Source organism: Streptomyces sp. NPDC047515 (assembly GCF_040643055.1).
GTDB lineage: Bacteria > Actinomycetota > Actinomycetes > Streptomycetales > Streptomycetaceae > Streptomyces.
This window is the reverse complement of the sequence record NZ_JBEYTM010000033.1, coordinates 45,060-70,688: the sequence shown is the minus strand read 5'-3', so window position 1 is coordinate 70,688 and position 25,629 is coordinate 45,060. Positions and strand designations below refer to the sequence as shown.

At 69.5% G+C, this 25,629-nt stretch carries 20 protein-coding genes and 6 tRNA genes; 16 read left to right on the top strand and 10 right to left on the bottom strand.

The genetic code is table 11. The annotated features are described in order from the left end of the window. Positions 1–17 precede the first annotated feature (17 nt). From ABZ826_RS25080 to ABZ826_RS25070, 3 genes are all read right to left on the bottom strand, one after another. A tRNA-Gly gene (locus ABZ826_RS25080) sits at positions 18–90 on the bottom strand. 98 nt (positions 91–188) lie between these two features. After that, positions 189–260: transfer RNA gene (locus ABZ826_RS25075), tRNA-Gly, on the bottom strand. A 174-nt stretch (positions 261–434) separates the two neighbouring features. Further along, the gene (locus ABZ826_RS25070; RefSeq protein WP_361452381.1) at positions 435–770 is read right to left on the bottom strand and encodes an Lsr2 family protein; all 336 of its coding nucleotides are present in this window, start codon (positions 768–770) and stop codon (positions 435–437) included. A gap of 383 nt (positions 771–1,153) precedes the next feature. Between ABZ826_RS25070 and purS the strand changes: the two genes are divergently transcribed. The 8 genes from purS (at position 1,154) to purM (ending at position 10,323) form a co-directional block, all read left to right on the top strand. Continuing rightward, a complete protein-coding gene (purS, locus tag ABZ826_RS25065; RefSeq protein WP_176729353.1) occupies positions 1,154–1,414 on the top strand; it encodes a phosphoribosylformylglycinamidine synthase subunit PurS in 261 nt (86 codons plus the stop codon). Next, a complete protein-coding gene (purQ, locus tag ABZ826_RS25060) occupies positions 1,411–2,091 on the top strand; it encodes a phosphoribosylformylglycinamidine synthase subunit PurQ (protein ID WP_361452377.1) in 681 nt (226 codons plus the stop codon). Before purS ends, purQ begins: the two co-directional genes overlap by 4 nt. Then, positions 2,088–4,337: a phosphoribosylformylglycinamidine synthase subunit PurL gene (gene purL / locus ABZ826_RS25055; RefSeq protein WP_361452374.1), complete on the top strand. Its 2,250-nt coding sequence runs from the start codon at positions 2,088–2,090 to the stop codon at positions 4,335–4,337. Before purQ ends, purL begins: the two co-directional genes overlap by 4 nt. Positions 4,338–4,792: 455 nt before the next feature. Further along, positions 4,793–5,431, top strand: coding sequence for a helix-turn-helix domain-containing protein (locus ABZ826_RS25050; protein WP_361452371.1), 639 nt, complete (start codon positions 4,793–4,795; stop codon positions 5,429–5,431). 87 nt (positions 5,432–5,518) lie between these two features. After that, on the top strand, positions 5,519–6,319 hold the full coding sequence (locus ABZ826_RS25045; RefSeq protein ID WP_361452368.1) for a sterol carrier family protein: 801 nt from the start codon (positions 5,519–5,521) through the stop codon (positions 6,317–6,319). A gap of 55 nt (positions 6,320–6,374) precedes the next feature. Continuing rightward, complete coding sequence (locus ABZ826_RS25040) at positions 6,375–7,199, top strand: META domain-containing protein (RefSeq protein WP_361452365.1); 825 nt, start codon at positions 6,375–6,377, stop codon at positions 7,197–7,199. Between the two features lie 463 nt (positions 7,200–7,662). Beyond that, positions 7,663–9,189 carry an amidophosphoribosyltransferase gene (purF, locus tag ABZ826_RS25035; protein ID WP_361452362.1) on the top strand — a complete coding sequence of 509 codons (1,527 nt, stop codon included), beginning with the start codon at positions 7,663–7,665 and terminating at the stop codon, positions 9,187–9,189. Between the two features lie 60 nt (positions 9,190–9,249). Further along, positions 9,250–10,323, top strand: a complete 1,074-nt coding sequence (gene purM / locus ABZ826_RS25030; protein WP_361452359.1) for a phosphoribosylformylglycinamidine cyclo-ligase — start codon at positions 9,250–9,252, stop codon at positions 10,321–10,323. Positions 10,324–10,542: 219 nt separating this feature from the next. Here purM and ABZ826_RS25025 read toward each other — a convergent pair whose 3' ends face one another. Both ABZ826_RS25025 and ABZ826_RS25020 read right to left on the bottom strand, forming a co-directional pair. After that, positions 10,543–10,800: a DUF3073 domain-containing protein gene (locus tag ABZ826_RS25025; protein ID WP_351076855.1), complete on the bottom strand. Its 258-nt coding sequence runs from the start codon at positions 10,798–10,800 to the stop codon at positions 10,543–10,545. A gap of 311 nt (positions 10,801–11,111) precedes the next feature. Then, a complete protein-coding gene (locus tag ABZ826_RS25020; protein WP_361452354.1) occupies positions 11,112–12,203 on the bottom strand; it encodes a Glu/Leu/Phe/Val dehydrogenase dimerization domain-containing protein in 1,092 nt (363 codons plus the stop codon). 176 nt (positions 12,204–12,379) lie between these two features. Between ABZ826_RS25020 and ABZ826_RS25015 the strand changes: the two genes are divergently transcribed. Together ABZ826_RS25015 and bldC are read left to right on the top strand one after the other, a co-directional pair. Next, positions 12,380–13,225: a hypothetical protein gene (locus ABZ826_RS25015; RefSeq protein ID WP_361452352.1), complete on the top strand. Its 846-nt coding sequence runs from the start codon at positions 12,380–12,382 to the stop codon at positions 13,223–13,225. A gap of 524 nt (positions 13,226–13,749) precedes the next feature. Next, positions 13,750–13,956 (top strand): developmental transcriptional regulator BldC, encoded by a 207-nt coding sequence (gene bldC, locus ABZ826_RS25010; protein WP_003949541.1) that lies wholly within the window; start codon positions 13,750–13,752, stop codon positions 13,954–13,956. 914 nt (positions 13,957–14,870) lie between these two features. Here bldC and ABZ826_RS25005 read toward each other — a convergent pair. Both ABZ826_RS25005 and hrpA read right to left on the bottom strand, forming a co-directional pair. Beyond that, positions 14,871–14,945: transfer RNA gene (locus tag ABZ826_RS25005), tRNA-Asp, on the bottom strand. A 115-nt stretch (positions 14,946–15,060) separates the two neighbouring features. Further along, on the bottom strand, positions 15,061–19,008 hold the full coding sequence (gene hrpA, locus ABZ826_RS25000; RefSeq protein ID WP_361452349.1) for an ATP-dependent RNA helicase HrpA: 3,948 nt from the start codon (positions 19,006–19,008) through the stop codon (positions 15,061–15,063). Between the two features lie 168 nt (positions 19,009–19,176). Here hrpA and ABZ826_RS24995 point away from each other — a divergent pair, with 168 nt between their 5' ends. Genes ABZ826_RS24995 through ABZ826_RS24985 form a run of 3 tightly spaced genes read left to right on the top strand, consistent with a single transcriptional unit; the run spans position 19,177 to position 21,345 of the window. Continuing rightward, positions 19,177–19,641 (top strand): hypothetical protein, encoded by a 465-nt coding sequence (locus ABZ826_RS24995; protein ID WP_361452346.1) that lies wholly within the window; start codon positions 19,177–19,179, stop codon positions 19,639–19,641. Positions 19,642–19,699: 58 nt separating this feature from the next. Further along, positions 19,700–20,500: a DsbA family protein gene (locus ABZ826_RS24990; protein ID WP_361452343.1), complete on the top strand. Its 801-nt coding sequence runs from the start codon at positions 19,700–19,702 to the stop codon at positions 20,498–20,500. Continuing rightward, positions 20,497–21,345: a cytochrome c biogenesis CcdA family protein gene (locus ABZ826_RS24985; RefSeq protein WP_361452340.1), complete on the top strand. Its 849-nt coding sequence runs from the start codon at positions 20,497–20,499 to the stop codon at positions 21,343–21,345. Before ABZ826_RS24990 ends, ABZ826_RS24985 begins: the two co-directional genes overlap by 4 nt. Before the next feature lie 38 nt (positions 21,346–21,383). Here the strand turns inward: ABZ826_RS24985 and ABZ826_RS24980 are convergent. The 3 genes from ABZ826_RS24980 to ABZ826_RS24970 form a co-directional block, all read right to left on the bottom strand. After that, positions 21,384–21,460: transfer RNA gene (locus ABZ826_RS24980), tRNA-Phe, on the bottom strand. Positions 21,461–21,482: 22 nt separating this feature from the next. After that, positions 21,483–21,557: transfer RNA gene (locus tag ABZ826_RS24975), tRNA-Asp, on the bottom strand. A 36-nt stretch (positions 21,558–21,593) separates the two neighbouring features. Beyond that, positions 21,594–21,666: transfer RNA gene (locus tag ABZ826_RS24970), tRNA-Glu, on the bottom strand. Between the two features lie 251 nt (positions 21,667–21,917). On the opposite strand from ABZ826_RS24970, the gene ABZ826_RS24965 reads away from it, so the two are divergent. The 3 genes from ABZ826_RS24965 (at position 21,918) to ABZ826_RS24955 (ending at position 25,488) form a co-directional block, all read left to right on the top strand. Beyond that, on the top strand, positions 21,918–22,268 hold the full coding sequence (locus ABZ826_RS24965; RefSeq protein ID WP_030929660.1) for a metallopeptidase family protein: 351 nt from the start codon (positions 21,918–21,920) through the stop codon (positions 22,266–22,268). A gap of 156 nt (positions 22,269–22,424) precedes the next feature. Next, positions 22,425–23,018 carry a hypothetical protein gene (locus ABZ826_RS24960; RefSeq protein WP_361452337.1) on the top strand — a complete coding sequence of 198 codons (594 nt, stop codon included), beginning with the start codon at positions 22,425–22,427 and terminating at the stop codon, positions 23,016–23,018. Between the two features lie 238 nt (positions 23,019–23,256). Next, complete coding sequence (locus tag ABZ826_RS24955; protein WP_361452334.1) at positions 23,257–25,488, top strand: DEAD/DEAH box helicase; 2,232 nt, start codon at positions 23,257–23,259, stop codon at positions 25,486–25,488. Positions 25,489–25,629: the final 141 nt, after the last annotated feature.

Sequence of the window (25,629 nt, the reverse complement as noted above, 5' to 3'; positions counted from 1 at the left end):
CCTTGCGTTCGATCCAGAGCGGACGACGAGATTCGAACTCGCGACCCTCACCTTGGCAAGGTGATGCTCTACCAACTGAGCCACGTCCGCATTGCTTCCGCTCATTGTACTCCCGGTAGGGAGTTCCATCGGGCGGTGCGAGCACTACCCTACCCGATCCAACGGAGTGGACGGTAAGAGTGATGCAGAGCGGGTGACAGGAATTGCACACTGCGCCTTCCCCCTGGAAGGGGGATGTTCTGCTACTGAACTACACCCGCACGCTGCGTGAGGTTCGGCTTTGCGGCCTTGCCCCTCGGCGTGCTCCAGACTTTAGCCGACCGGCGGGGGTGCAGCGCAAGTCGGTGGCCGCGGGGTGTCGTCGGGAAGTGCGCGGGAGCGTTCGCGGCGCGTCCCGGCGAGGTCCCCCGGGGACCCTCCGGCGGGCCGGAATCTCAACTGGCTTCGCGGAACGCCTCGTAGACCTTCTTGGGGATCCGGCCGCGGGCCGGCACCTCCATCCGGTGGGAGCGGGCCCAGGCGCGCACGGCCGCCGGGGCGGGCGCCAGCGAGGTGTGCCGGTAGGACACCGGGGCCTTGCCGCGCTTGCCGGTATTTGTCTGCTTTCGACCGGCCGCCATGTACGGCGCCAGGGCCTTGCGCAGTTTCTTTGCATTGGACGGATTGAGGTCGATCTCGTACGACTTCCCGTCCAGGGCGAAGGTGACCGTTTCCGCCGCTGCTCCCCCGTCGATGTCGTCGAAGAGCGTGACCACTACGCGTTGAGCCACGGATATCGGTCCTTTCCTACGGCGTCGGCGCGTCTGACATGCGCTGATGCCGGCCTTCCGGCTGTTAGGCGGATGCGGGTCGACCGGTGTCGACCGTTTAGGGGCAATGCTGCATTCCCCGGTAATCATTTGTACAGCGACGGGTGCCGCATTGTGAAGCCCGCCCAATTACTTCCGCGTGTCTGCCTTCTATGTGTGTTGCTGGTGGGGATTTTTTTCGCAGGACTTTCCCCATGTGTTGTCGCGGCCGATATCTGGGCGTGATCGGGGCCGTCCGATATCTACCCGCGTAGAATTTCTGGCCAGGTAGGCTGAGGGAACCTGCGGGGGTCTGGGGAGCCCCCCGGAGAAACAGCCGCACCACACCACCACCGGGAGTGCCAGTGGCACGCGTCGTAGTCGACGTCATGCTCAAGCCCGAGATCCTCGACCCGCAGGGACAGGCGGTGCAGCGTGCACTGCCCCGTCTCGGCTTCGAGGGAATCGCGGACGTACGTCAGGGAAAGCGTTTCGAGCTGGAGGTCGAGGGGCCGGTCGACGACGCCGCCCTCAGCCGCATTCACGAGATGGCCGAGACTTTCCTCGCCAACACCGTCATCGAGGACTTCACCGTGAAGGTGGAGAAGGCCGAGGAGTCGAAGTGACTTCGCGTATCGGAGTCGTCACCTTTCCCGGCACGCTCGACGACAAGGACAGCCTGCGGGCCGTACGGGTCGCGGGCGCCGAACCCGTGTCGCTGTGGCACCGCGACAAGGACCTGCACCAGGTCGACGCGGTCATCCTGGCGGGCGGCTTCTCCTACGGCGACTATCTGCGGGCCGGGGCCATCTCCCGCTTCTCGCCGGTCATGGAGACGATCATCGAGAACGCGCGGGCCGGGATGCCGGTCCTCGGCATCTGCAACGGCTTCCAGATCCTGACCGAGGCGCATCTGCTGCCCGGCGCGATGCTGCGCAACAACCACCTGCACTTCATCTGCCGCGATCAGAAGCTGCGCGTCGAGAACGCGGACACCGCCTGGACCTCGGACTACTCCGCGGACCAGGAGATCTCCGTACCGCTCAAGAACATGGACGGGCGTTACGTCGCCGACGAGCGCGTGCTCGACGAGCTGGAGGCGGAGGGCCGGGTGGCCTTCCGCTACCTGGACACGAACCCCAACGGCTCGCTGCGCGACATCGCCGGCATCACCAACGCCGCGGGCAATGTCGTCGGCCTGATGCCGCACCCGGAGCACGCCGTCGAGCCGCTGATCGGAACCGGTCGCACCGACGGCCTCGGTTTCTTCACCTCGATCATCAAGAAGCTGGTCAACGCATGAGCCTGGATACGGTCAAGCACGCGGCCGAGACCCCGGACGTCGAGCAGCCCTGGAAGGAACTCGGCCTCAAGGAGGACGAGTACGCCCGGATCCGCGAGATCCTGGGCCGCCGGCCCACCGGCGCCGAGCTCGCCATGTACTCCGTGATGTGGTCCGAGCACTGCTCGTACAAGAGCAGCAAGGTCCACCTCAAGCAGTTCGGCGAGAAGGTCCCCGTCAACGACGCGATGCTCGTCGGCATCGGCGAGAACGCCGGTGTGGTCGACGTCGGCCAGGGGTACGCGGTCACCTTCAAGGTCGAGTCGCACAACCACCCCTCGTACATCGAGCCCTACCAGGGCGCGGCGACCGGCGTCGGCGGCATCGTCCGCGACATCCTCGCCATGGGTGCCCGCCCGGTCGCGGTCGTCGACCCGCTGCGCTTCGGCGCGGCCGACCACCCCGACACCAAGCGCGTCCTGCCGGGCGTCGTCGCGGGTATCGGCGGCTACGGGAACTGCCTGGGGCTGCCGAACATCGGCGGCGAGGTCGTCTTCGACGCCTGCTATCAGGGCAACCCGCTGGTCAACGCCGGCTGCATCGGCGTGATGAAGCACGAGGACATCCACCTGGCCAAGGCCTCGGGCCCCGGCAACAAGGTGATCCTGTACGGCGCCCGCACCGGCGGCGACGGCATCGGCGGCGTCTCGGTGCTGGCCTCGGAGACCTTCGAGTCGACCGGTCCCGCGAAGCGCCCGGCCGTCCAGGTCGGCGACCCGTTCCAGGAGAAGCTCCTCATCGAGTGCACCCTGGAGATCTTCAAGGAGAAGCTCGTCGCGGGCATCCAGGACCTCGGCGGCGCCGGGCTCTCCTGCGCCACGTCCGAGCTGGCCTCCGCCGGGTCCGGCGGCATGCGCGTCGAGCTGGACACCGTGCCGCTGCGCGACTCCTCCCTCTCGCCCGAGGAAATCCTCATGAGCGAGTCGCAGGAGCGCATGTGCGCGATCGTCGAGCCGCGGCACGTCGAGCGCTTCCTGGAGATCTGTGAGAAGTGGGACGTCATCGCCACCGTCATCGGTGAGGTGACCGAGGGCTCCCAGCTGGAGATCTTCTGGCACGGCGAGCAGATCGTGGACGTGCCGCCGCGGTCCGTGGCCCACGAGGGTCCGACGTACCACCGGCCGTTCGCCCGGCCGTCCTGGCAGGACGCGCTGCAGGCCGACGACGCGGGCAAGCTGGCCCGCCCGGCGAACGGCGCCGAGCTGCGCGAGCAGGTCCTCAAGCTGGTCGCGTCGCCGAACCAGGCGTCGAAGTCCTGGATCACGGACCAGTACGACCGGTTCGTGCAGGGCAACACCGTGCTCGCGATGCCCGAGGACGCCGGCATGGTCAGGATCGACGAGGAGTCGAACCTGGGCGTGGCCATGGCGACCGACGGCAACGGCCGGTACGCCAAGCTCGACCCGTACACCGGTGCGCAGCTCGCGCTGGCGGAGTCGTACCGCAATGTCGCCGCCTCCGGTGCCAAGCCGCTGGCGATCTCGGACTGCCTGAACTTCGGCTCGCCCGAGGACCCGGACGTCATGTGGCAGTTCGCCGAGGCCACCCGTGGTCTCGCGGACGGCTGCCTGGAGCTGGGCACCCCGGTCACCGGCGGCAACGTGTCGCTCTACAACCAGACCGGTGAGACGGCGATCCACCCGACGCCGGTCGTGGCCGTGCTCGGTGTGATCGACGATGTCACCCGGCGTACGCCGGTCGCCTTCGCGGAAGAGGGCCAGCTCCTCTACCTGCTGGGCGACACGCGCGAGGAGTTCGGCGGCTCGGCCTGGTCCGAGGTCATCCACCAGCACCTCGGCGGCATGCCGCCCGCGGTCGACCTCGGCCGGGAGAAGCTGCTCGGCGAGATCCTGATCTCGGCCTCCCGCGACGGCATGATCGACGCGGCGCACGACCTCTCCGACGGCGGTCTGATCCAGGCGGTCACCGAGTCCTGCCTGCGCGGCGGGAAGGGTGCCCGGCTGGTCGTGCCGGACGGGCTGGACGCGTTCACCTTCCTCTTCTCCGAGTCGGCGGGGCGTGCGGTCGTCTCCGTTCCGCGCAGCGAGGAGCTCCGCTTCAACGACATGTGCGGGGCGCGGGGCCTGCCCGCCACCCGGATCGGTGTCGTGGACGGTGATGAGGTCGAGGTCCAGGGCGAGTTCGGCATCCCGCTGAGCGAGCTGCGCACGGCGCACGAGGAGACCATTCCGGGTCTGCTCGCCTGACGCGCCTGTCGCTGTGGAGGACGGCCCCGCCCGGGTCTCAGGTTCTTGGGCGGGGCCGTCCCCATGTCGTCGTATCGGCCGGGCCGTGGATGCGGTTCGTTCCGGCCGGTGGATACGGTTCGGTCGGCCGTGAATCCGGTTCGCTCCGGTGCGCGGATCCGGCGTTTCGGGAATTCCGCCGGGCGGTATGCGCAATTCGGGCTGATGTCCCGATCGAGGCGCGGACGTGAGCGGCCGTGGAATTGCGTCCGGTTCGCCGGGCGGTGTGTTCCGGTGAATGGCGGGCATTCGCCTGGGGCGGTACGGGCAGAACGCGGGCCGGAGCCACCGGCGGTGCGGGCGGCCCCGTTCCCGAGCGGCCCGGCCCGGTGCCGCCGCGGCATCTCAACCTGCCATGAAATATACTGAGTCAATAGTTAATCCGAGATAAATCTTCATCCTGGTACAGTGATCTCATGACTGAGGGGATGAGCCTGCGCGAGCGCAAGAAGTTCCAGACGCGGCACCGTCTGCTGGCGGCCGCCACCGAGCTCTTCGCCGCGCGTGGCTTCGACAAGGTCTCGGTCGCCGAGATCGCCGAGGCGGCCGACGTCTCGAAGATGACAGTCTTCAACTACTTCGCCGGTAAGGAGGACTTGGTCCTCGCTCCCATGGAGGAGCACATCGGCGATGTCGCCCGGGTGGTGCGGGAACGGGCCCCCGGAGAGTCCGCGGTGACCGCCGTGCGGCGTCAGTTCCTGGCCGCAGTCGACGCCCGTGACCCCTCGGTCGGGATGAGCGACTCACCCGTGGTGCTCGGGGTGCGCCGGCTGATCCAGGAGACACCGGCGCTGCTGATCCGGGCGCACGCGTTCTCCATGCGGTCCTACGCCCTGCTCGCCGAAGCCCTGGTCGAGGAGGGGGAGGAGCCCTCCCTCGCCCGGATCGCGGCCGCCCAGCTGATCGGCACCCGCAACGCCCTCATCACGGCGAACCAGTTGCGGCTGCTCGCGGGGGAGTCGGCGGACGCGGTCGCGCCCGATGCCGTCGCGCTCGCCGAACGCGGCTTCGACCTGCTCGACAAGGGGCTGGGCGACTTCGCGACCCGGTCCTGAGGCCGCGGCTCCGACAGCCCTTATGGCCTCCCCCACGGTAGGGAAGCCCGCTCCCTACCGTGGGGGAGGCCGTTAGGCTCCTGCACCATGCCGCCGTCCCAGAAACGAGCCCGCCGCTACGACCCGGTCAGGACTCGCGCCGCCGTCCTGGCCCAGTTCGCCCATGTCCGGGAAGCCGTCCGCGCCCTGACGCCCGAACAGCTCGCGCTGCCGACCCGGCTCGGGGACTGGACCGTGCGCGAACTGGCCGTCCATCTGACCATGGCGCTCTCAAGCGTCACCCGTGGCCTTGAGCTGCCCGAACCCGCCTCGCCCGAGCCCGAAATGACGCTCCTCGAATGGCCGTTCTCGACCGCTGACCGGGCCGCTCGCATCGCCGAGGACACCACGGCCACGGCCGCGGACCATCCGGACCTGGACGCGCTGTACGGGGAGGTCGCCGGGCGGTTCGAGGCGCTGGTGCCCGGCGACCCCGGGAAGTGGCTGCTGCCGACCCGGGTCGGTGCGATGCGGCTGGCCGACTTCCTGGTCACCCGTACCGTCGAACTCGTCGTGCACACCGACGATCTGAACGAGGCGGCCGGCCTCGCCATCCCGTACGACCGGCAGGCCCTCGCCGCCTGCACCCGGCTGCTCGCCGACGCCCTCGCGGAGAAGGCGCCGGGCGGGTCGGTCGAGGTGCGCGTTCCGCCGTTCGCCGTCGTCCAGTGTGTCCAGGGCCCCAAGCACACCCGCGGTACACCGCCCAATGTCGTCGAGACCGATCCGCTCACCTGGATCCGGCTCGCCACCGGGCGTACGGAGTGGGCGCGGGCGCTCGACGCGGCGGAGGTCAGCGCCGGCGGGGAGCGGGCCGACCTCGCCGCCCTGCTGCCGCTGATGGGGTGAGGAGGGGGAACCGGACGGGGTCCCGGCCCGTCCCAGGGCCATGCGGAGACAAGGTATGGCCCTCGGCGCCCTGGTGTCCCTTCTCGTCCTCACCTCCTGCGGTACGGAGACGGGGGATGGTTCCCGGCCCGGGAACGGTTCCGGCGGCGCCGTGCGGACCGAACTGCCCGTCACCGGCATCCGCTGGGGCGTCGACTCGGTGACGGTCGACGGGAAACGGACCGCCGCCCCGGCCGACGCCCATGTCGAGATCGACGCCAAGGGCCGCGCCTCCGGGAACTACGGCTGCAATCTCTTCACCGCCGATGTCCGCGTCGACGGGGAGACATTCACCGTCGGCCCGGCCACGAGTACCAAAAGGGGCTGCGAGAAGGATGTCCAGGAGTTCGAGACGGTCATGTCCCGCGCGTTCAGCGGTGAACTCACCGCCGCCGTGGCGGACCGGAAACTGACCCTGACCTCCGCCGACGGCGACTCGATCGCGCTCACCTCGCAACCCCCCGCGCCGCTCACCGGCACCACCTGGACGGTCACCGCACTGGTCTCCGGCTCCGTCGCCACCTCCCTGCCCGCGGGCACGGAGGGCAAGGCACGGATCGTCTTCGGCAAGGACGGCTCCGTGCGCGGCAGCCTCGGCTGCAACGGCTTCCGCGGCCGGGCGACGGTCTCCGGCTCCAGCATCACGTTCGACAGCATCGACAGCACCAAGATGATGTGCCCGGACCCCCGGATGAAGCTGGAGCGGGCCGTGCTCGCGGTCCTGGACGGGAGGACGACGTACCGGATCGACCACCGCAGCCTGTCCCTCACCGCGGAGAACAGCGAGGGACTCGGCGCGTCGGCCGCGGAGAAGACCCGCACCGGGGAGACGACGGGCTGACTCGGGCATGTGCCTGCCAGCGACGGCCTCGACTGCGGACCCGGTCGCGAACAGCCCCGCAACTCCCGGGGCTCCCGCACCACGTTCCCGGACGCCCCACCGCCCCGTCCGCGCCCCCGAGATGCCCGCATACCGGGCTCGTCGATGTGAGGCTCACCACGAAACGGGCGTTCGGCCGGACTCCGCGCCGGAGCGTCGGCCGGTTAACCGAGTGCCACCATCCGGCCTGCGGGCCTCCGTGCCTTGAGTGGCCGGATTCAGCCCCTAACCGGCCGCTGGTCCGGGCGACCGCCACTTCGAGGCCGACCCGTATCCCGTCCCGAACCTCATCGCACCCCGGAAACGATCACTCTGCGTGACCGTCCGAACCGGCCTCCGAACGGCCTCCGGGAGCGCTTCCCCGGTGCTCCGGCCTGGTATCCCGAATTCGGACCAGTGGTCGATCTCGCCTACACTCGGTGGCGTGCCCCGTGGTGATGGACGACTCAACCACGACCTGCTCCCCGGAGAGAAAGGCCCCCAGGACGCTTGCGGCGTCTTCGGTGTCTGGGCTCCGGGTGAAGAGGTCGCCAAGCTCACCTATTTCGGACTGTATGCCCTGCAGCACCGTGGACAGGAGTCCGCGGGCATTGCAGTGAGCAACGGGTCCCAGATCCTGGTCTTCAAGGACATGGGACTGGTCTCGCAGGTCTTCGACGAAACGTCTCTGGGATCTCTCCAGGGCCATATCGCGGTCGGCCATGCCCGCTACTCGACCACCGGTGCCTCGGTGTGGGAGAACGCGCAGCCGACGTTCCGTGCGACCGCGCACGGCTCGATCGCCCTGGGTCACAACGGCAACCTGGTCAATACGGCCCGGCTCGCCGAGATGGTCGCCGACCTTCCCCGCAAGGACGGCCGCGCCACCCAGGTCGCCGCGACGAACGACACCGATCTGGTGACCGCGCTGCTCGCCGGCCAGACCGATGAGGACGGCAAGCCGCTCACCATCGAGGAGGCCGCCGCGAAGGTGCTCCCCGACGTGAAGGGCGCCTTCTCCCTCGTCTTCATGGACGAGCACACCCTCTACGCCGCCCGTGACCCGCAGGGCATCCGCCCGCTGGTTCTCGGCCGTCTCGAACGCGGCTGGGTGGTGGCCTCCGAGTCCGCCGCCCTGGACATCTGCGGTGCCAGCTTTGTCCGCGAGATCGAGCCGGGCGAGCTCGTCGCCATCGACGAGAACGGCCTGCGCACCTCGCGCTTCGCGGAAGCGAAGCCCAAGGGATGTGTCTTCGAGTACGTGTACCTGGCCCGGCCCGACACCGACATCGCCGGGCGCAACGTCTACCTCTCCCGGGTGGAGATGGGACGGAAGCTGGCCGCCGAGGCCCCCGTCGAGGCCGATCTGGTCATAGCGACCCCGGAGTCCGGCACCCCCGCCGCCATCGGTTACGCGGAGGCCAGCGGGATTCCGTTCGGCGCCGGACTGGTGAAGAACGCCTACGTGGGCCGGACCTTCATCCAGCCGTCCCAGACCATTCGCCAGCTGGGCATCCGCCTCAAGCTGAACCCGCTCAAGGAAGTCATCAAGGGCAAGCGCCTGGTGGTCGTCGACGACTCGATCGTCCGCGGCAACACCCAGCGCGCGCTGGTCCGGATGCTCCGCGAGGCGGGCGCCGCCGAGATCCACATCCGGATCTCGTCCCCGCCGGTGAAGTGGCCCTGTTTCTTCGGCATCGACTTCGCGACCCGCGCCGAGCTGATCGCCAACGGCATGACGGTCGACGAGATCTGCACGTCGATGGGTGCCGACTCGCTCGCGTACATCTCGCTCGACGCGATGGTCGAGGCGACGACGATCGCCAAGCCGAACCTGTGCCGCGCCTGCTTCGACGGTGAGTACCCGATGGAGCTGCCGGATCCGGAGCTGCTCGGCAAGCAGCTGCTGGAGACCGAGCTGGCGGCAGGCCCCGCGGCGACCGCCGCGTCCGACGCACTGCGTCGTCCGTGACGGTCCAGCCGTATCCCTCTGGCCACCAGCCCCGTATTTCCACACGAAAGATCCCAGGCAATGTCTGAGACAACAGGTGCTTCCTACGCGGCAGCGGGCGTCGACATCGAGGCCGGCGACCGCGCCGTCGAGCTGATGAAGGAGTGGGTGAAGAAGACGCGCCGTGCTGAAGTCGCGGGCCTCGGCGGCCTGGGCGGCTTCGCCGGCCTCTTCGACGCCTCGGCCCTCAAGCGTTACGAGCGTCCGCTGCTCGCCTCCGCCACCGACGGCGTCGGCACGAAGGTCGACCTCGCCCGCAAGATGGGCGTCTACGACACCATCGGCCACGACCTCGTCGGCATGGTCGTCGACGACCTGGTCGTCTGCGGCGCCGAGCCGCTCTTCATGACCGACTACATCTGCGTCGGCAAGGTGCACCCCGAGCGTGTCGCGGCGATCGTCAAGGGCATCGCCGAAGGCTGCGTCCTCGCGGGCTGCGCCCTGGTCGGCGGCGAGACCGCCGAGCATCCGGGCCTCCTCGGTCCGGACGACTTCGATGTCGCGGGCGCCGGTACGGGCGTGGTCGAGGCCGACCACCTGCTCGGCCCGGAACGTATCCGTAAGGGTGACGCGGTGATCGCCATGGCGTCCTCCGGTCTTCACTCCAACGGGTACTCGCTCGTCCGGCACGTGGTCTTCGACCGGGCCGGCTGGGAGCTGGACCGCCAGGTCGAGGAGTTCGGCCGGACGCTCGGCGAGGAGCTCCTGGAGCCCACCAAGATCTACTCGCTGGACTGCCTGGCTCTCACCCGTACGACCGAGGTGCACGGCTTCAGCCATGTCACCGGCGGCGGCCTCGCCAACAACCTGGCCCGGGTCATCCCGGACGGGCTGCACGCCAGGGTCGACCGTTCCACCTGGACGCCCGGCGCGGTCTTCGACCTGGTCGGCAAGGCCGGTCAGGTCGAGCAGCTGGAGCTGGAGAAGACGCTGAACATGGGCGTCGGCATGATCGCGATCGTCCCGGCCGAGTCCGTGGACGTCGCCCTGACGACGCTGGCCGACCGAGGGGTCGAGTCCTGGGTCGCGGGCGAGATCACGGAACGTGGCGAGCACACCTCGGGTGCTGAGCTCGTCGGCGGGTACGCGCGATAGGCACGCAGGCGGGTGCGCCGGGGACGCCCGGTGGCCGCTTCGTCCTCGACCGCCGGTCGGGCCGGGGCCCGTCGCCCGGTGTGCGACGGGATCCGGTCCGCCCGGCAGTCGAGGGCAGCGTCGAGGACGACGGGGCCCGCACGACGAACGGACCGTGTCGGGGTAGCACAGAACCCGGTCCGGGACAGGCCCGGACCGGGTTGATGTGTCAGCGCGAGGTCAAGCGCCGCGGCGCTGTGACGACGGACCGGACTTGCCGTCCTCGTCCTCGTCCTCGTCGTCGTTGTACAGATCCGCGTACTGTGCGTACGGGTCATCTTCCTCGTCGTCGTCCTCGAACGGCTCTGCGTTCGGTGGCTGACTCGAAGGCGATGCGCCCAGCTCATTGGCCAGACGCGACAGGTCAGTCCCGCCGCTGCTGTACTTCAGCTGGCGGGCGACCTTTGTCTGCTTGGCCTTTGCCCGGCCGCGCCCCATGGCTCGACCCCCTCGGTGACGGGGCTCGACGGCCCCAGAGTCTTGACACGCGTTCATGTTTCAGGACGGACTCTCGGCAGAGAGACCGTGCCCGTAGGGCTTTAACGGTACCTGCTTCCGCGGCCATACGGTACGCCGCCCGCGTCACACGCCCCGGAAGAGGACCGGCGAGACGCCCTGTCCTCGCTGGTCAACTGCGATTTTAACCTCTTCTTGGCATGCGACCCGCCGACCGGCGTGAGTCTTGTCTCGCCGGTCGGCGGGTCGCAGGACCATGCGCGGTGAAGGCGTCCGGTGACGCCCCGCGACCGTCAGCCGCGGCGGGCTTCGGCCATCCGCTGCTCGGCGATCCGGTCGGCCGCGGCAGCCGGCGGAATGCCGTCTTCCTTCGCACGTGCGAATATGGCCAGCGTGGTGTCGAAGATCTTCGAGGCCTTGGCCTTGCACCGGTCGAAGTCGAAACCGTGCAGTTCATCGGCGACCTGGATGACACCGCCCGCGTTCACCACGTAGTCGGGTGCGTAGAGGATCGACCGGTCCGCGAGGTCCTTCTCGACGCCGGGGTGCGCGAGCTGGTTGTTGGCCGCGCCGCACACCACCTTGGCGGTGAGTGCCTGAACGGTGTCGTCGTTCAGCGCGCCGCCGAGCGCGCACGGGGCGTAGATGTCGAGACCCTCGGTGCGGATCAGCGCCCCGGTGTCCGCGGCGACGGCGACCTGGGGGTGCTTCTGCGTGATGCGGCGGACGGATTCCTCGCGCACATCCGTGATCACAACCTCCGCGCCGTCCGAGAGCAGGTGCTCGACCAGGTGGTGACCCACCTTGCCGACTCCGGCGACCGCCACTTTTCGGCCACGCAGCGTCGGGTCGCCCCAGAGGTGCTGGGCGGAGGCCCGCATGCCCTGGAAGACGCCGAACGCGGTGAGGACCGAGGAGTCGCCGGCGCCGCCGTTCTCGGGGGAACGGCCGGTGGTCCAGCGGCACTCGCGGGCGACCACGTCCATGTCGGCGACATAGGTGCCGACGTCGCACGCCGTCACATAGCGGCCGCCGAGCGAGGCCACGAACCGGCCGTAGGCCAGGAGCAGCGCTGTCCGCTGAGGGCCCTCGATCTGCGCGGAGTCCCCGATGATCACGGCCTTGCCGCCGCCGTGGTCGAGACCGGCCATGGCGTTCTTGTACGACATACCGCGCGACAGGTTCAGCGCGTCCGCGACGGCCTCCTCCTCGGAGGCGTACGGATAGAAGCGGGTGCCGCCGAGGGCCGGGCCCAGGGCGGTGGAGTGGATGGCGATGACGGCCTTGAGGCCGCTGGCACGGTCCTGGCAGAGCACGACTTGCTCGTGGCCCCCCTGATCCGAGCGGAACAGGGTGTGCAGTACATCGCCGGTCACATCGGTCACTGTGGTGACTCCCAAGTACGAATCGGCGGGAGACCCTCCTGAAGGTGGGGAGGGCCGCGGACCGGCCGGCACGGCCGGTCCGACTGGGCACGAGCGTAAGTCCTACGCGGACGTAGATCTGTTGCAGTGCCGAGGATCACCCTCCGGCGGAGTACGGGCATGACACGATTTGCTGCATGTCGGTGGTGTCTTCAGTGCTCGTCCCTTACGCGTCCTACCTCCGGGTGTACGAGCCGCTGGCAGCCTTCCCGGAGTCCGAACGCGCCCACTGGGCCCGTTACGCGGGCCGCTCCCGCATCCCCACGGCCCAGGACGAACTGCGTCGTTCGCTGGCCGACCTGGTGGCCACACCGCCGGTCGGCGTGCCGGTGCACGAGAGCGCGGACGCGTTCGTCGCCGAGGTGGACGGCGTGGTGTGCGTCTGCCCGTGGCGGACCAGGCTGCGCGGCTGGCTGGCGCTGGCCGAGCTGACGGAGATGTTCCCCGGGCCGGTGCTCGACGCGGTGCTGCCGCCGGTGGTGCGCGGGCAGGCGGTCGCGGACCACGAGCGGTGGGCGGAGCGCAACCCGGATGCCAGGCCCTGGATCCTCAGCTCGGTGTGGCAGGTCCCGGTGCGCTGGTTCGTGCTCTTCTCGGACGAGGAGAGGGAGTACGCGAAGGCGGGCGAGGACGGTGAGCCGCCCGTGCTGCGCTACCGGACGCCGATGGTCGAGGCCCGGCGCCGGCTGGCCCGGACGCTGAAGACGCTGCGCGAGACCGTGGACGAGGGGCCGCTGACCGAGGGGCTCGTGGACGTCGGGCGCTGGCTGGAGGAGTTCCACCCGCGGGCGCTGGTCGAACTGGACTACGCGGGGCTGGTGCACGCGCTGCCGGCGGAGCAGCTCGCCGGGGACCGATCGGCCGCCGATGTGGCCGAGGGCGTCGCGGCGCTGCGGGCCGGTGACACCGAAGCGGCGAGTGAGGCGTACGGGCGGCTGGCGGAGCGCTGGCGGGCGGTGAAGGACCGTCAGTTCGCCAGCTGATGGGAACCTGCCCGCGTCCGCCCCTGTGTCCTGTGTGACGCGTGAGGACGAAGAGGCGGAAGCGTACTGCAAGGACCTCGGGACCTACGTCCCGAACCGGGCCTTTGCCCTCAAGCGTGATGGATAGCACTAACGGGGCCCTTGCGCCCTTCCCTACTCCTCGTGCCAAAATAGGACAAGGAGTCCGGGGAGGGCTCCATCCGTCCAACTAAGGGCGGATTGCTCAGCATTGCACGCTATGGGGGGTCTGGTGACTCCTGATCGCTCTGTGACTGATCGTCACGGCGGTGTGACTGTCCGCTATGACATGGTCCATCGGCTTCCGTCGCTGATGAACACCTGGGAGGGCAATTCCATCGGTTTGGCCGACGTGGCTGGACGGATGGTGTAGTTGTAGTGCCGAGGACAAGCCGTTCGTCCTATAACCGACTCGGCCCGCGTCCGCCATTTCGGGCAACGCGGGTCAAGGTGCAGAATTTAGAGGAAAGAACCGAGATGGTTCGGTTCTCCCGAGGAGGCCGCTCATGACCGCTCGCACCCCTGATGCCGAGCCGCTGCTGACCCCGGCTGAGGTCGCCACGATGTTCCGCGTGGACCCGAAGACGGTTACCCGCTGGGCCAAGGCCGGCAAGCTCACGTCCATCCGCACGCTCGGTGGACACCGCCGGTACCGCGAGGCAGAGGTCCGCGCACTGCTTGCGGGTATTCCGCAGCAGCGCAGCGAGGCCTGACGCACCCCCTGTCGCCGCGCCACAACAGGGCTTCCGGGTCCCCCAACCCGTACAGGCCCACCCATAGCTCCACATGACGGGCGCCCGCCCCAACGGGCGCCATACCTGTGTCATACGGGCATGTCATTCGATCGCGCTGGACTCCGCCGGGTCCAGCGCGATCTTTTTTGTGCTCTCGCAGTCCCCGGGGGCTTCCCGCGTGTGCCGCTCGCGACGGCGCCGACGCCTCAGGAAACCAGGCGTCCGGTTGGCTCCGGGCGGAGTGGCGTGCGGGCTTGCGCGGGTCTGTGCGGGACTGTTCCCGACCGTCCCGGGGAAGCCGGGCCGTGACGGTTCGGAAGGTCCCGCACGGCCCCCGTCCGGGTGGTGCAATTGCACATATTAAATTCGCCAGTTGTAGGAAGGGTGTAAAGTCACCCCTTCTCAAAACTCATTCAGTGACTCCCGTCACACTGCATGAGTCTTGTCAGGTATGAGCCTGCCACCTTCGTGAAGCGGAACGGCTCGCCATTGGTCACCCCGGCGGGGGACTTTCGTCCCGGGTCCCGAAGGGCCCTCCCGGTGCCCCGCGCGCACGGTCGGCGCTTTCGGGGCGGGGGAACGCCCGGGAGGCCGTCACGGGCTCCATGACGGGCCCTGGGGGCCGGTGGTCGACGAGTGGGTGGCGAGTGAGCCGGCGGAAGCCGGATGCGGCGGCCGGACGGGTGTGCGGGAGCGCGCCGGTCCCGTGTCCGACGAGTGTCGCCCTGCGCACCACCTTCCGGTGGACCGCCGTCATGCGTGCCGCCTCCCGGTGGACCGTCGCCCCATGCCGAGGAACAGGAGCGGCTCCTGCTGTCTGAGTACTCGTCGGCGGTTGTCGGAGTCAAGACGCGCGAAAGCCCGGATCCAGAGGATCCGGGCTTTCGTTACTGCGGTCCTGACGGGATTTGAACCCGCGGCCTCCACCTTGACAGGGTGGCGAGCACTCCAAACTGCTCCACAGGACCAGGTTTTCGCTGCTGCCTTGCGGCTGGCTGCGAAGACAGACTGTACAGCAGGTCAGAGGGTCCGGTCGACCTCACCCAAGGTGGTGGTTCCGTCACGGTGCCGATCCCGCCCGTCTCACGGGGCCGCCGCGTCGATCGCCTTCACGATCCGCTTGTCGGAGACGGGATAGGCCGTCCCCAGGGCGTGCGCGAAATAGCTGACCCGGAGCTCCTCGATCATCCAGCGGATGTCCAGGACCTCCTGCGGAACGGGCCTGCCCCGTGGCATTTGTTCGAGCAGCCAGGCGTACTCGTCCTGCATCTCGTGGACCTTCTCCATGCGCGTGGTGTCGCGCTGGACGGCCGTCGGCATCTGCTGGAGCCGGCGGTCCGCGGCGACCAGATAGCGCATCAGGTCGGGCAGCCTGCGCAGCCCGGTCGCGGTGACGAAGCCCGGCGGCATCAGGGCCGCGAGCTGCTCCCGCGCATCGGTGACGTTGTTGACCAGGACGAGGCTGTTGGTGGCCTTCAGGCGCCGCTCGCAGGCCTGCCAGGCGGCCAGCACCTGCTGCACCTGCTTGACCGTGTGCTCGGTCAGCGCGACGAGATCGGCGCGCACCTTGTCGAACAGCTTCCGGAACGACTCCTCGTCCCAGGCCGGGCCGCCGTGCGCGCCGATCAGCCGGTCGGCGGCCGCCGTCGCGCAGTCCTCGAAGAGCGCCTGGATGGAGCCGTGCGGATTGCGGGACAGGGCCAGCTTCTGCTGGTTCGTCAGCTTGTCCGAGGCGAACTTCGCCGGGTTCACCGGGATGTTCAGCAGGATCAGCTTCCGGGTGCCGAGCCACATCGCCTGCTGCTGCTCGGCCTCGGTGTCGAAGAGCCGTACGGCGACGCTCCCGCCCTGGTCGACGAAGGCGGGGTACGCCTTGACCGGCTGGCCGGCCCGGCGGGTCTCGAAGACGCGGTTCAGCGTGCCGATCGTCCAGCCCGTGAGGCCCGAGCGCTCGATGGACTCGCCCGAGGGCCCCGCGGTGGCCGCGGCGGCCTGGGAGAGGGCCTGACGGGCCTTGGGGCGCAGCTGGAGCTTCAGAGCCTCCAGGTCCTTGTCCTCGGCCACCTTGCGGCGCCGCTCGTCGACGATCCGGAAAGTGATCTTCAGGTGGTCGGGCACCCGGGTCAGGTCGAAGTCGTCGGCCGTGACCGGGACGCCGACCATCTGCTGGAGTTCCCGCGCCAGCGTGGCCGGCAGCGGCTCCTGGAGGGGGACCGCCCGGTCGAGGAACTTGTCCGCGTAGTTCGGCGCGGGCACGTAGTGCCGGCGGATCGGCTTGGGCAGCGAGCGGATCAGCTCGGTGACCACTTCCTCGCGCAGTCCCGGGATCTGCCAGTCGAAGCCCTCGGGGGTGACCTGGTTGAGCACCTGGAGCGGGACGTGGACGGTCACACCGTCGGCGTCCGCGCCGGGCTCGAACTGGTACGTCACCCGGAACTTGAGCTTCCCCTGCCGCCAGGAGTCGGGGTAGTCGTCCTTGGTGACGGCCCCGGCCTTCTCGTTGATGAGCATCGAGCGCTCGAAGTCCAGCGCGTCCGGCTCGTCGCGGCGCTTGTGCTTCCACCAGGAGTCGAAGTGGGCGCCGGAGACCACGTGCTCGGGAATGCGTTGGTCGTAGAAGTCGAAGAGCGTCTCGTCGTCCACGAGGATGTCGCGGCGCCGGGCGCGGTGCTCCAGTTCCTCGACCTCGCCGAGGAGTTTGCGGTTGTCGTGGAAGAACTGGTGGTGCGTCCGCCAGTCGCCCTCGACCAGGGCGTTGCGGATGAACAGATCGCGGGACGTCTCCGCGTCGATACGGCCGAAATTGATCTTGCGCTGAGCGACGATCGGTACCCCGTACAGCGTGACCCGCTCGTAGGCCATCACCGCGGCCTGGTCCTTCTCCCAGTGCGGCTCGCTGTAGGTGCGCTTCAGCAGGTGCTGGGCCAGCGGCTCGATCCACTCAGGCTCGACCTTGGCGTTGACCCGCGCCCACAGCCGCGACGTCTCGACCAGTTCGGCCGACATCACGAACCGCGGCTGCTTCTTGAAGAGAGCCGATCCGGGGAAGATCGCGAACTTGGCACTGCGGGCGCCCAGGTACTCGTTCTTCTCGGTGTCCTTCAGACCGATGTGCGAGAGCAGCCCGGCCAGCAGCGAGACGTGCACCGACTGCTCGGGCGCGGCCAGGTCCGCCGAGGTCTCCTCCAGATGCATGCCCATCTGCTTGGCGACGGTACGCAGCTGCGCGTAGATGTCCTGCCATTCGCGGATGCGCAGGAAGTTCAGGTACTCCTGCTTGCACATCCGGCGGAAGCTGGACGAGCCGCGCTCCTTCTGCTGCTCACGGATGTACCGCCACAGATTCAGGAACGCCAGGAAATCGGAGGTCTCGTCCTTGAAGCGGGCGTGCTGCTGATCGGCCTGCGTCTGCTTGTCCGAGGGCCGCTCGCGCGGGTCCTGGATGGAGAGTGCCGCGGCGATCACCATGACCTCGCGGACGCAGCCGTTGCGCTCGGCCTCGATGACCATCCGGGCCAGACGCGGGTCCACGGGCAGCTGGGAGAGCTTCCGGCCGAGCTGGGTGAGCCGCTGCCCCTTCTTCCCTTCCTGGGGGGACTTCTCCTCCAGGTCGAGCGCGCCCAGCTCCTGCAGGAGCTGGATGCCGTCGCGGATGTTGCGGTGGTCCGGCGGGTCGATGAAGGGGAACTTCTCGATGTCGCCGAGGCCGGCCGCGGTCATCTGGAGGATGACGGAGGCGAGGTTCGTACGCAGGATCTCGGGGTCGGTGAACTCCGGACGGGTCAGGAAGTCGTCCTCGGAGTACAGCCGGATGCAGATGCCGTCCGACGTACGGCCGCAGCGGCCCTTGCGCTGGTTGGCGCTGGCCTGCGAGATCCGCTCGATCGGCAGCCGCTGGACCTTGGTGCGGTGGCTGTAACGGGAGATCCGGGCGTTGCCCGGGTCGATCACGTACTTGATGCCGGGGACGGTCAGCGAGGTCTCGGCGACGTTGGTCGCCAGCACGATCCTGCGCCCCGTATGGCGCTGGAAGACACGGTGCTGCTCGGCGTGCGAGAGACGGGCGTAGAGCGGGAGCACCTCGGTGTGACGGAGGTTCTTCTTGTTCAGCGCGTCGGCGGTGTCACGGATCTCGCGCTCGCCGGAGAGGAAGACCAGGACGTCGCCCGGCCCCTCCGACTGGAGCTCGTCCACGGCGTCGCAGATCGCGGTGATCTGGTCCCGGTCGGCGTCGTCGCCGTCCTCTTCCAGGAGGGGCCGATAGCGCACCTCCACCGGGTACGTACGCCCGCTGACCTCGACGATCGGCGCCTCGCCGAAATGGCGCGCGAACCGCTCGGGGTCGATCGTCGCCGAGGTGATGACGACCTTCAGATCCGGGCGCCTGGGCAGCAGCCTGGCCAGATAACCGAGCAGGAAGTCGATGTTCAGCGACCGCTCGTGTGCCTCGTCGATGATGATCGTGTCGTAGGCGCGCAGCTCGCGGTCCGTCTGGATCTCGGCGAGCAGGATGCCGTCCGTCATCAGCTTCAGATACGTCGCGTCGGGGTTGACCTGGTCGGTGAAGCGGACCTTCCAGCCGACCGCCTCGCCCAGCGGGGTCTTCAGCTCGTCGGCGACGCGCTCGGCGACCGTACGGGCCGCGATCCGGCGCGGCTGGGTGTGCCCGATCATGCCCCGGACACCGCGCCCCAGCTCCATGCAGATCTTCGGGATCTGCGTGGTCTTGCCGGAGCCGGTCTCCCCGGCGACGATCACGACCTGGTGGTCGCGTATCGCCTCCAGGATCTCGTCCTTCTTCTGACTGACCGGGAGCTGTTCCGGGTAGGAGACGGCCGGCAGCCGCCCGGCACGCAGCGCGAGCCGCTCGGCTGCCTTTCCGGCCTCGGCGGCGATCTCGTCCAGCACGGACTGACGGGCCTCGGGCTTGCGGATGCGGCGCGCCCCTTCGAGACGGCGGCCGAGCCGGTGAGCATCGCGGAGCGAGAGCTCTTCGAACCGGTTCTGGAGATCAGCGAAGGAAGTAGACATACGGGTCCCAGGATCTCACCCGGGCCCGAGGAACGGCGAACGTATTTCGTGCGGCTCCGGTCACCACCTCGGCACTGCGCGGAGCCGCGGGATCACAGCACGTACCATTTCGGGCAGCTGCCCCCGTTGCCCGTTGCCCGTTGCCCCCGTCCGGAAAGGCCGGTCGCCGTGTCCCGTACGCAGTGGTGCTGCCTGATGGCGGTGCTCGCGGTCGCGCTGGGGCTGTTCTGCGGGCCGGGCAAGGCTGCGCCGGGTGGCGGAGGACGTACCGCCGCCCCGGCGGTCGCGGCGGCTGCGGCCGACGCCGGAATGGCGGTCTCCTCGGCGCGTCCCGGCCCGAGCGCCGCTTCGGTGGACGGTGACATGGACGGCGCGTTCGCCGGTGCGACCGTCGTGTCGGCCGTGGACGGGCACCAGGTGCCGGGGTGTGGCAAGAGCAGGAAGCGCGAGGACGGCGAGCCCGCCCTGCCGGGCCGGGCCCGCGCGGCGCACGACCAGGCGCCCGGACTCGCCGAGTGGGGCCTGCCCGCCGCCACCGGGCAGGGACCGGTCGGCCCGCCCGTCCGGATAAAGCTGCACGGCGCCGGCCCCGCCGCGCCCACTCCCGTCGAGCTCTCCGTACTGAGGGTGTAGAAGGCCGCTTCCCCCGGCCGTCCCTCTTTCCTTCCGTATCACCAGCACGGAGTCCCGCATGTCCAAGTCCAAGTCCTCACGTATGCCGGCGTCCAAGAAGCCGCTGATCTACGGCGCCGGAGTCGTCCTCGCCGCCGCGGCGCTCGGCTTCGTCTCCTACCGGGCCACCGCCCCCGACCACTCGGGTTCTTCCGCTTCCTCCTCCTCGGTCGCCGATGTCACCTCGGAACCGGACGCCGGCGTCTATCCGGAGCTGGCGAAGCTCGCCCGGCGCGACGCCCATGACAAGCTCGCGCAGGGACGGGTGGACGCGCCCGTCGTCCTCATCGAGTACGCCGACTTCAAGTGCGGCTACTGCGGCAAATTCGCCCGCGACACCGAACCCGCCCTGGTGAAGAAGTACGTCGAGAACGGCACCCTGCGCATCGAATGGCGCAACTTCCCGATCTTCGGCGCCGAGTCCGAGGCAGCCGCCCGCGCCGCCTGGGCCGCCGGGCAGCAGGGCCGCTTCTGGCAGTTCCACCGTGCCGCGTACGCCGAGGGGGTCAAGGAGAAGGGGTTCGGAAAGGACCGGCTGAAGGCGCTCGCCCGGCAGGCCGGGGTCGCGGACCTGGACCGGTTCGCGCGCGACGCGGACAGCTCCGCCGCCTCCGCCGCAGTGGGCAAGGACCAGGAACAGGGGTACGGCATCGGCGCGACCTCCACCCCGTCGTTCCTGATCAACGGCCGCCCGATCGCCGGAGCCCAGTCGCTGGAGACCTTCACCCAGGTTATCGACGCGGCGGCCGCGAAGGCCCATGACACCGAGAACGCCAAGAGCGGGGAGAACGACCGGGGCGCCGAGGGCGGTGCGAAATGACGGCCGACATCGGCTATTTCGCGGCCTTCCTCGGCGGGCTGCTCGCCCTGGTCAGCCCGTGCAGCGCGCTGTTGCTGCCCGCCTTCTTCGCCTACTCCATCGACTCCACCTCGCGGCTGCTGGCCCGTACCGGCATCTTCTACGCGGGTCTCGCCACCACCCTGGTGCCGCTCGGAGCCGCGGGCTCGTACGCCGGACGGCTCTTCTACAGCCACCGCGACGCGCTCGTGCTCGGCGCCGGGTGGCTGATCATCGTGCTCGGCATCGCACAGATCGTGGGTCTGGGCTTCGCCTCGCGCCGGATCGCCGCCCTCAGCGGTCGGATCCGTCCGACCACCGCCCTGTCGGTCTACGCGCTGGGCGCCGTATACGGACTGGCCGGTTTCTGCGCGGGGCCGATCCTGGGCAGCGTCCTCACCGTGGCGGCGGTCAGCGGCAGCCCCGTCTACGGCGGACTGCTGCTCGCCGTCTACGCCCTGGGCATGGCGGTACCGCTCTTTCTGCTCGCCCTGCTCTGGGAACGCTTCGACCTGGGCCGCCGGGCCTGGCTGCGCGGTCGCACCTTCCGGGTCGGCCGCTTCGAGCTGCACACCACGACGCTGCTGTCGGGGTTGTTCTTCATCGGCCTCGGCGTGCTGTTCCTCGCATACGACGGGACGACCGCGCTTCCCGGGCTGCTGGACGTCGACGATTCGTTCGCCGTCGAGCAGTGGGCCCAGCGCATCGGCGAGCACGTGCCGGACGCCATGGCACTGGTGGCCGTGGTGGCGGTGGTGCTGCTGGTTCTGGCGGTACGGGTGTGGCGTGGCCGGGGGGCGAACTCGGCGGACCGGGAAGAGGCCTGACACGGCGAAGGCCCCGTCCGGTGGACGGGGCCTTCGGGTGGTGGCTGGGGCCGGGATCGAACCGGCGACCTATCGCTTTTCAGGCGATCGCTCGTACCAACTGAGCTACCCAGCCACGCAGCTCATAAGGGCTGCAGCGGTCCTGACGGGATTTGAACCCGCGGCCTCCACCTTGACAGGGTGGCGAGCACTCCAAACTGCTCCACAGGACCAAGCTTTGTGCGACTAAGTGTCGCACAGGTTGTACGTGCCCCCAACGGGATTCGAACCCGTGCTACCGCCTTGAAAGGGCGGCGTCCTGGGCCACTAGACGATGAGGGCAGAACTTTTCGTGCTTTTGCTTCTGCGCCTGTCGCCCCGGAGGGGACGTGAGAAGCATGTGACTCTGCTTCCCCTCAAGAGGTTCCGCTTCTCCTTCAACCTCTTGAGGTTTCAGAACGGTCAGGCCCTGACCGGCGCCCTTGGGCACGTCGCAGACTGTACTACGGCGTTTCTGCGTCAGCCAAACCGAATAGGCGGAGGCGGCGGTCCGGGCCGGGGCGCCGCGACCGGTAGTACGGGACAATGGCGGGGTGCTGGAGATGACGCGCGAAGAGTTCGAAGAACTGGTCGCCGAGGCGCTGGACCGGATTCCGCCGGAGCTGACACGGCTGATGGACAACGTCGCGGTGTTCGTCGAGGACGAACCGGATCCGGGCGATCCGGAGCTGCTCGGGTTGTACGAGGGCACACCGCTGACCGACCGCGGTGAGTGGTACGCGGGGGTGCTGCCGGACCGGATCACCATTTACCGCGGGCCGACGCTGCGGATGTGCGAGTCGCGCGAGGACGTCGTCGCCGAGACCGAGATCACGGTCGTCCATGAGATCGCCCATCACTTCGGCATCGATGACGAGAGGCTGCACGCGCTCGGCTACGGATGAGCGTGCGAGCGCCGTACGGGTGGGGCGCGGGAGGTGTGCGGGAGGTGTGCGGGCCGGGCACGGGGCGTGTCCCCGGCGGGGCGGCGGGAGTTGGGCAGGGAGCCCCCCGCTCCCCGTACTGTCCGCCCGCTCTTCGTACTCCCGGAGGTGCCTTCCGTGCGCCAGTTCTCCGCTCCCGTCCGATGGGCGGCCGTCGTCGCCGTGACGGTCGCCGCGTCCACAGGCTGCATGAGCGTCGGCGACGACGACGGAAAACCGGCGCCGTCGCCGACGTCCGAGCCGAAGGAGAGCGCGGCCGGACCGGACGGCGGCACCGTGGCGGGCACGGGTCGCGTCCGCACCGGCGGTGGCCGTGCCGAGGCACACTCCGAACGGGAGGCGGCCGAATCGCCGGGACCGCGCGGCTCCGCCGCCCCTTCGGGTTCGCCCGGCGGTGTGCGGCCCGGCGCGGAGCCGGGCGACCGGGGTGATCCGGGACCGGCGCGGGGCGGCGGACTGCCGGCACCCTCGGCCTCGCGGCCGGGGCCCGGAGTGCCGCAGCGGCCCGAGTCCCCGCCGCCGTCGCAGCCGGCCACGCCAGAGCCACCCGCCTCCCCGGAGCCCGAGCCGGAGCCCTCGGAGCCCTCGGGGCCGTCGCCGCAGCCGTCGGCCTCTTCGGCGGCTCAGCTCCGCACCGACGCGATGAGCACGCCGGGGGAGCCGTGGCCGCTGCGAACGCCTGATGTATCGCCGCAGGTCAGCCCGGTGTAGCCGGGGTGTGAGGGAGGGCGGTTTGCGCGATGTGGGGGGAGTGCGTATGGTGGTAGATCGTTTGATCCCATTGCCCGGCGCCGAAACAGAAGCGCGCCGTGTGGCGCGTACTCTCCCTTGCCGTGGCTGGACCGCATTGAGGCGGTCGAAATTGCGAATCACGGAGTTACGGGCGCGTGCCGAGACTCCGGAAGGTTTCGCATTTCGCATGTCAATTTCCAGTTCTGACCACACCGTCATGCCCGAGAGCGTCGAGAACGACGAGCTCGTCGAGGCCGCGCAGGCCGTCGTCGCCGAGTCCGCCGACTCCGTCGAGGCCGACGCCCCCCTGGCCGACGCCCCCCTGGCCGACGCGGACGCCGCCGACGCGGACGCCGCCGACACGGACGCCGCCGACACGGACGCCGCCGACGCGGACGCCGAGCCGACCATCACCTTCGCCGACCTGGGCCTGCCCGAGGGCATCGTCCGCAAGCTCGCGCAGAACGGTGTGACGGCGCCCTTCCCGATCCAGGCGGCGACCATCCCGGACGCCCTGGCCGGCAAGGACATCCTGGGCCGCGGCCGTACCGGCTCCGGCAAGACCCTCTCCTTCGGTCTGCCCACCCTGGCCTCGCTGGCCGGTGGCCACACCGAGAAGAAGAAGCCCCGCGCGGTCATCCTCACCCCGACCCGTGAGCTCGCGATGCAGGTCGCGGACGCGCTGCAGCCGTACGGCGACGTGCTCGGCCTGAAGATGAAGGTCGTCTGCGGCGGTACGTCGATGGGCAACCAGATCTACGCGCTGGAGCGCGGCGTCGACATCCTCGTCGCCACCCCGGGCCGGCTGCGCGACATCATCAACCGAGGCGCCTGCTCCCTGGAGAACGTCCAGGTCGCCGTCCTCGACGAGGCCGACCAGATGTCCGACCTGGGCTTCCTGCCCGAGGTCACCGAGCTGCTCGACCAGGTTCCGGTCGGCGGCCAGCGCATGCTCTTCTCCGCCACGATGGAGAACGAGATCGGCACGCTGGTCAAGCGCTACCTGAACAACCCGGTGAGCCACGAGGTCGACAGCGCCCAGGGCAACGTCACGACCATGACGCACCACGTCCTCGTCGTGAAGCCGAAGGACAAGGCGCCGGTCACCTCCGCCATCGCCGCCCGCAAGGGCCGCACCATCATCTTCGTCCGCACCCAGCTGGGCGCCGACCGCATCGCCGAGCAGCTCGTCGAGGCGGGCGTCAAGGCGGACGCGCTGCACGGCGGCATGACGCAGGGTGCCCGAACCCGGGTGCTCGCGGACTTCAAGGACGGTTACGTCAACGCGCTCGTCGCGACCGACGTCGCCGCCCGCGGTATCCACGTCGACGGCATCGACCTGGTGCTGAACGTGGACCCGGCCGGCGACCACAAGGACTACCTGCACCGCTCGGGCCGTACCGCCCGTGCCGGTAGGTCCGGTGTCGTCGTCTCGCTGGCGCTGCCGCACCAGCGCCGCCAGATCTTCCGCCTCATGGAGGACGCGGGCGTCGACGCCTCGCGGCACATCGTGGGCGGCGCGGGCGCGTTCGACCCGGAGGTCGCCGAGATCACCGGCGCCCGTTCGCTGACCGAGGTCCAGGCCGACTCCGCGAACAACGCCGCCAAGCAGGCCGAGCGCGAGGTCGCCGACCTGACCAAGCAGCTGGAGCGCGTCCAGCGCCGCGCCGGTGAGCTGCGCGAGGAGGCCGACCGCCTTGTCGCCCGTGCCGCGCGCGAGCGGGGCGACGACCCCGAGGCCGCGGTGGCCGAGGCCGTCGCCGAGGCGGAGGCCGCGATCGAGGCCGCCGTCTCCGTGCCGGAGCAGCCCGTCGCCCGTGACGACCGTCGCGACGACCGCGGCAACTTCGAGCGCCGGGACAGCCGTGGCGGCGACCGCGGCGGCTACCGCGGCGGCCACGACCGTCGTGACGACCGTGGTGGTGACCGTGGTGGTTTCCAGCGTCGTGACGACCGTTCGTCCGGTGGTTTCCGCCGTGACAACGACCGCCCGTCGTTCAACCGCGACCGTCGTGACGACCGCGGTGGTGAGCGCGGTGGTGACCGTGGTGGTTTCCAGCGTCGTGACGACCGTTCGTCCGGTGGTTTCCGCCGTGACAACGACCGTCCGTCGTTCAACCGCGACCGTCGTGACGACCGTCCGTCGGGCGGCTTCCGCTCCAACGACCGTCGTGACGACCGCGGTGGCCGTTCCTTCGACCGCCGTGACAACGACCGCCCGTCGTTCAACCGTGACCGTCGTGACGACCGTCCCTCCAGCGGCTTCCGTTCCGGCGGCAGCGACCGGCCGTTCAACCGCGACCGTCGTGACGACCGTCCCTCCGGCGGCTTCCGTTCCGGCGGCAGCGACCGGCCGACCGGCCGCCGCGACGACCACCGCGGCTCCGGCACCAACACCGGTTCCTTCGGGCGCCGCGACGACAAGCCGCGCTGGAAGCGCAACGGCTGAATCCGGTGAGGACCTGCTGAAGGTCCGCTGAAGGTCCATGGAAAGCGGGCCCGCTCTTTACGAGTGGGCCCGCTTTTCTTTTCGCTTCCCTCACATGAGCAACCGCTGTTAATATCCGGCGACTTGCACAGGGGCACGGCC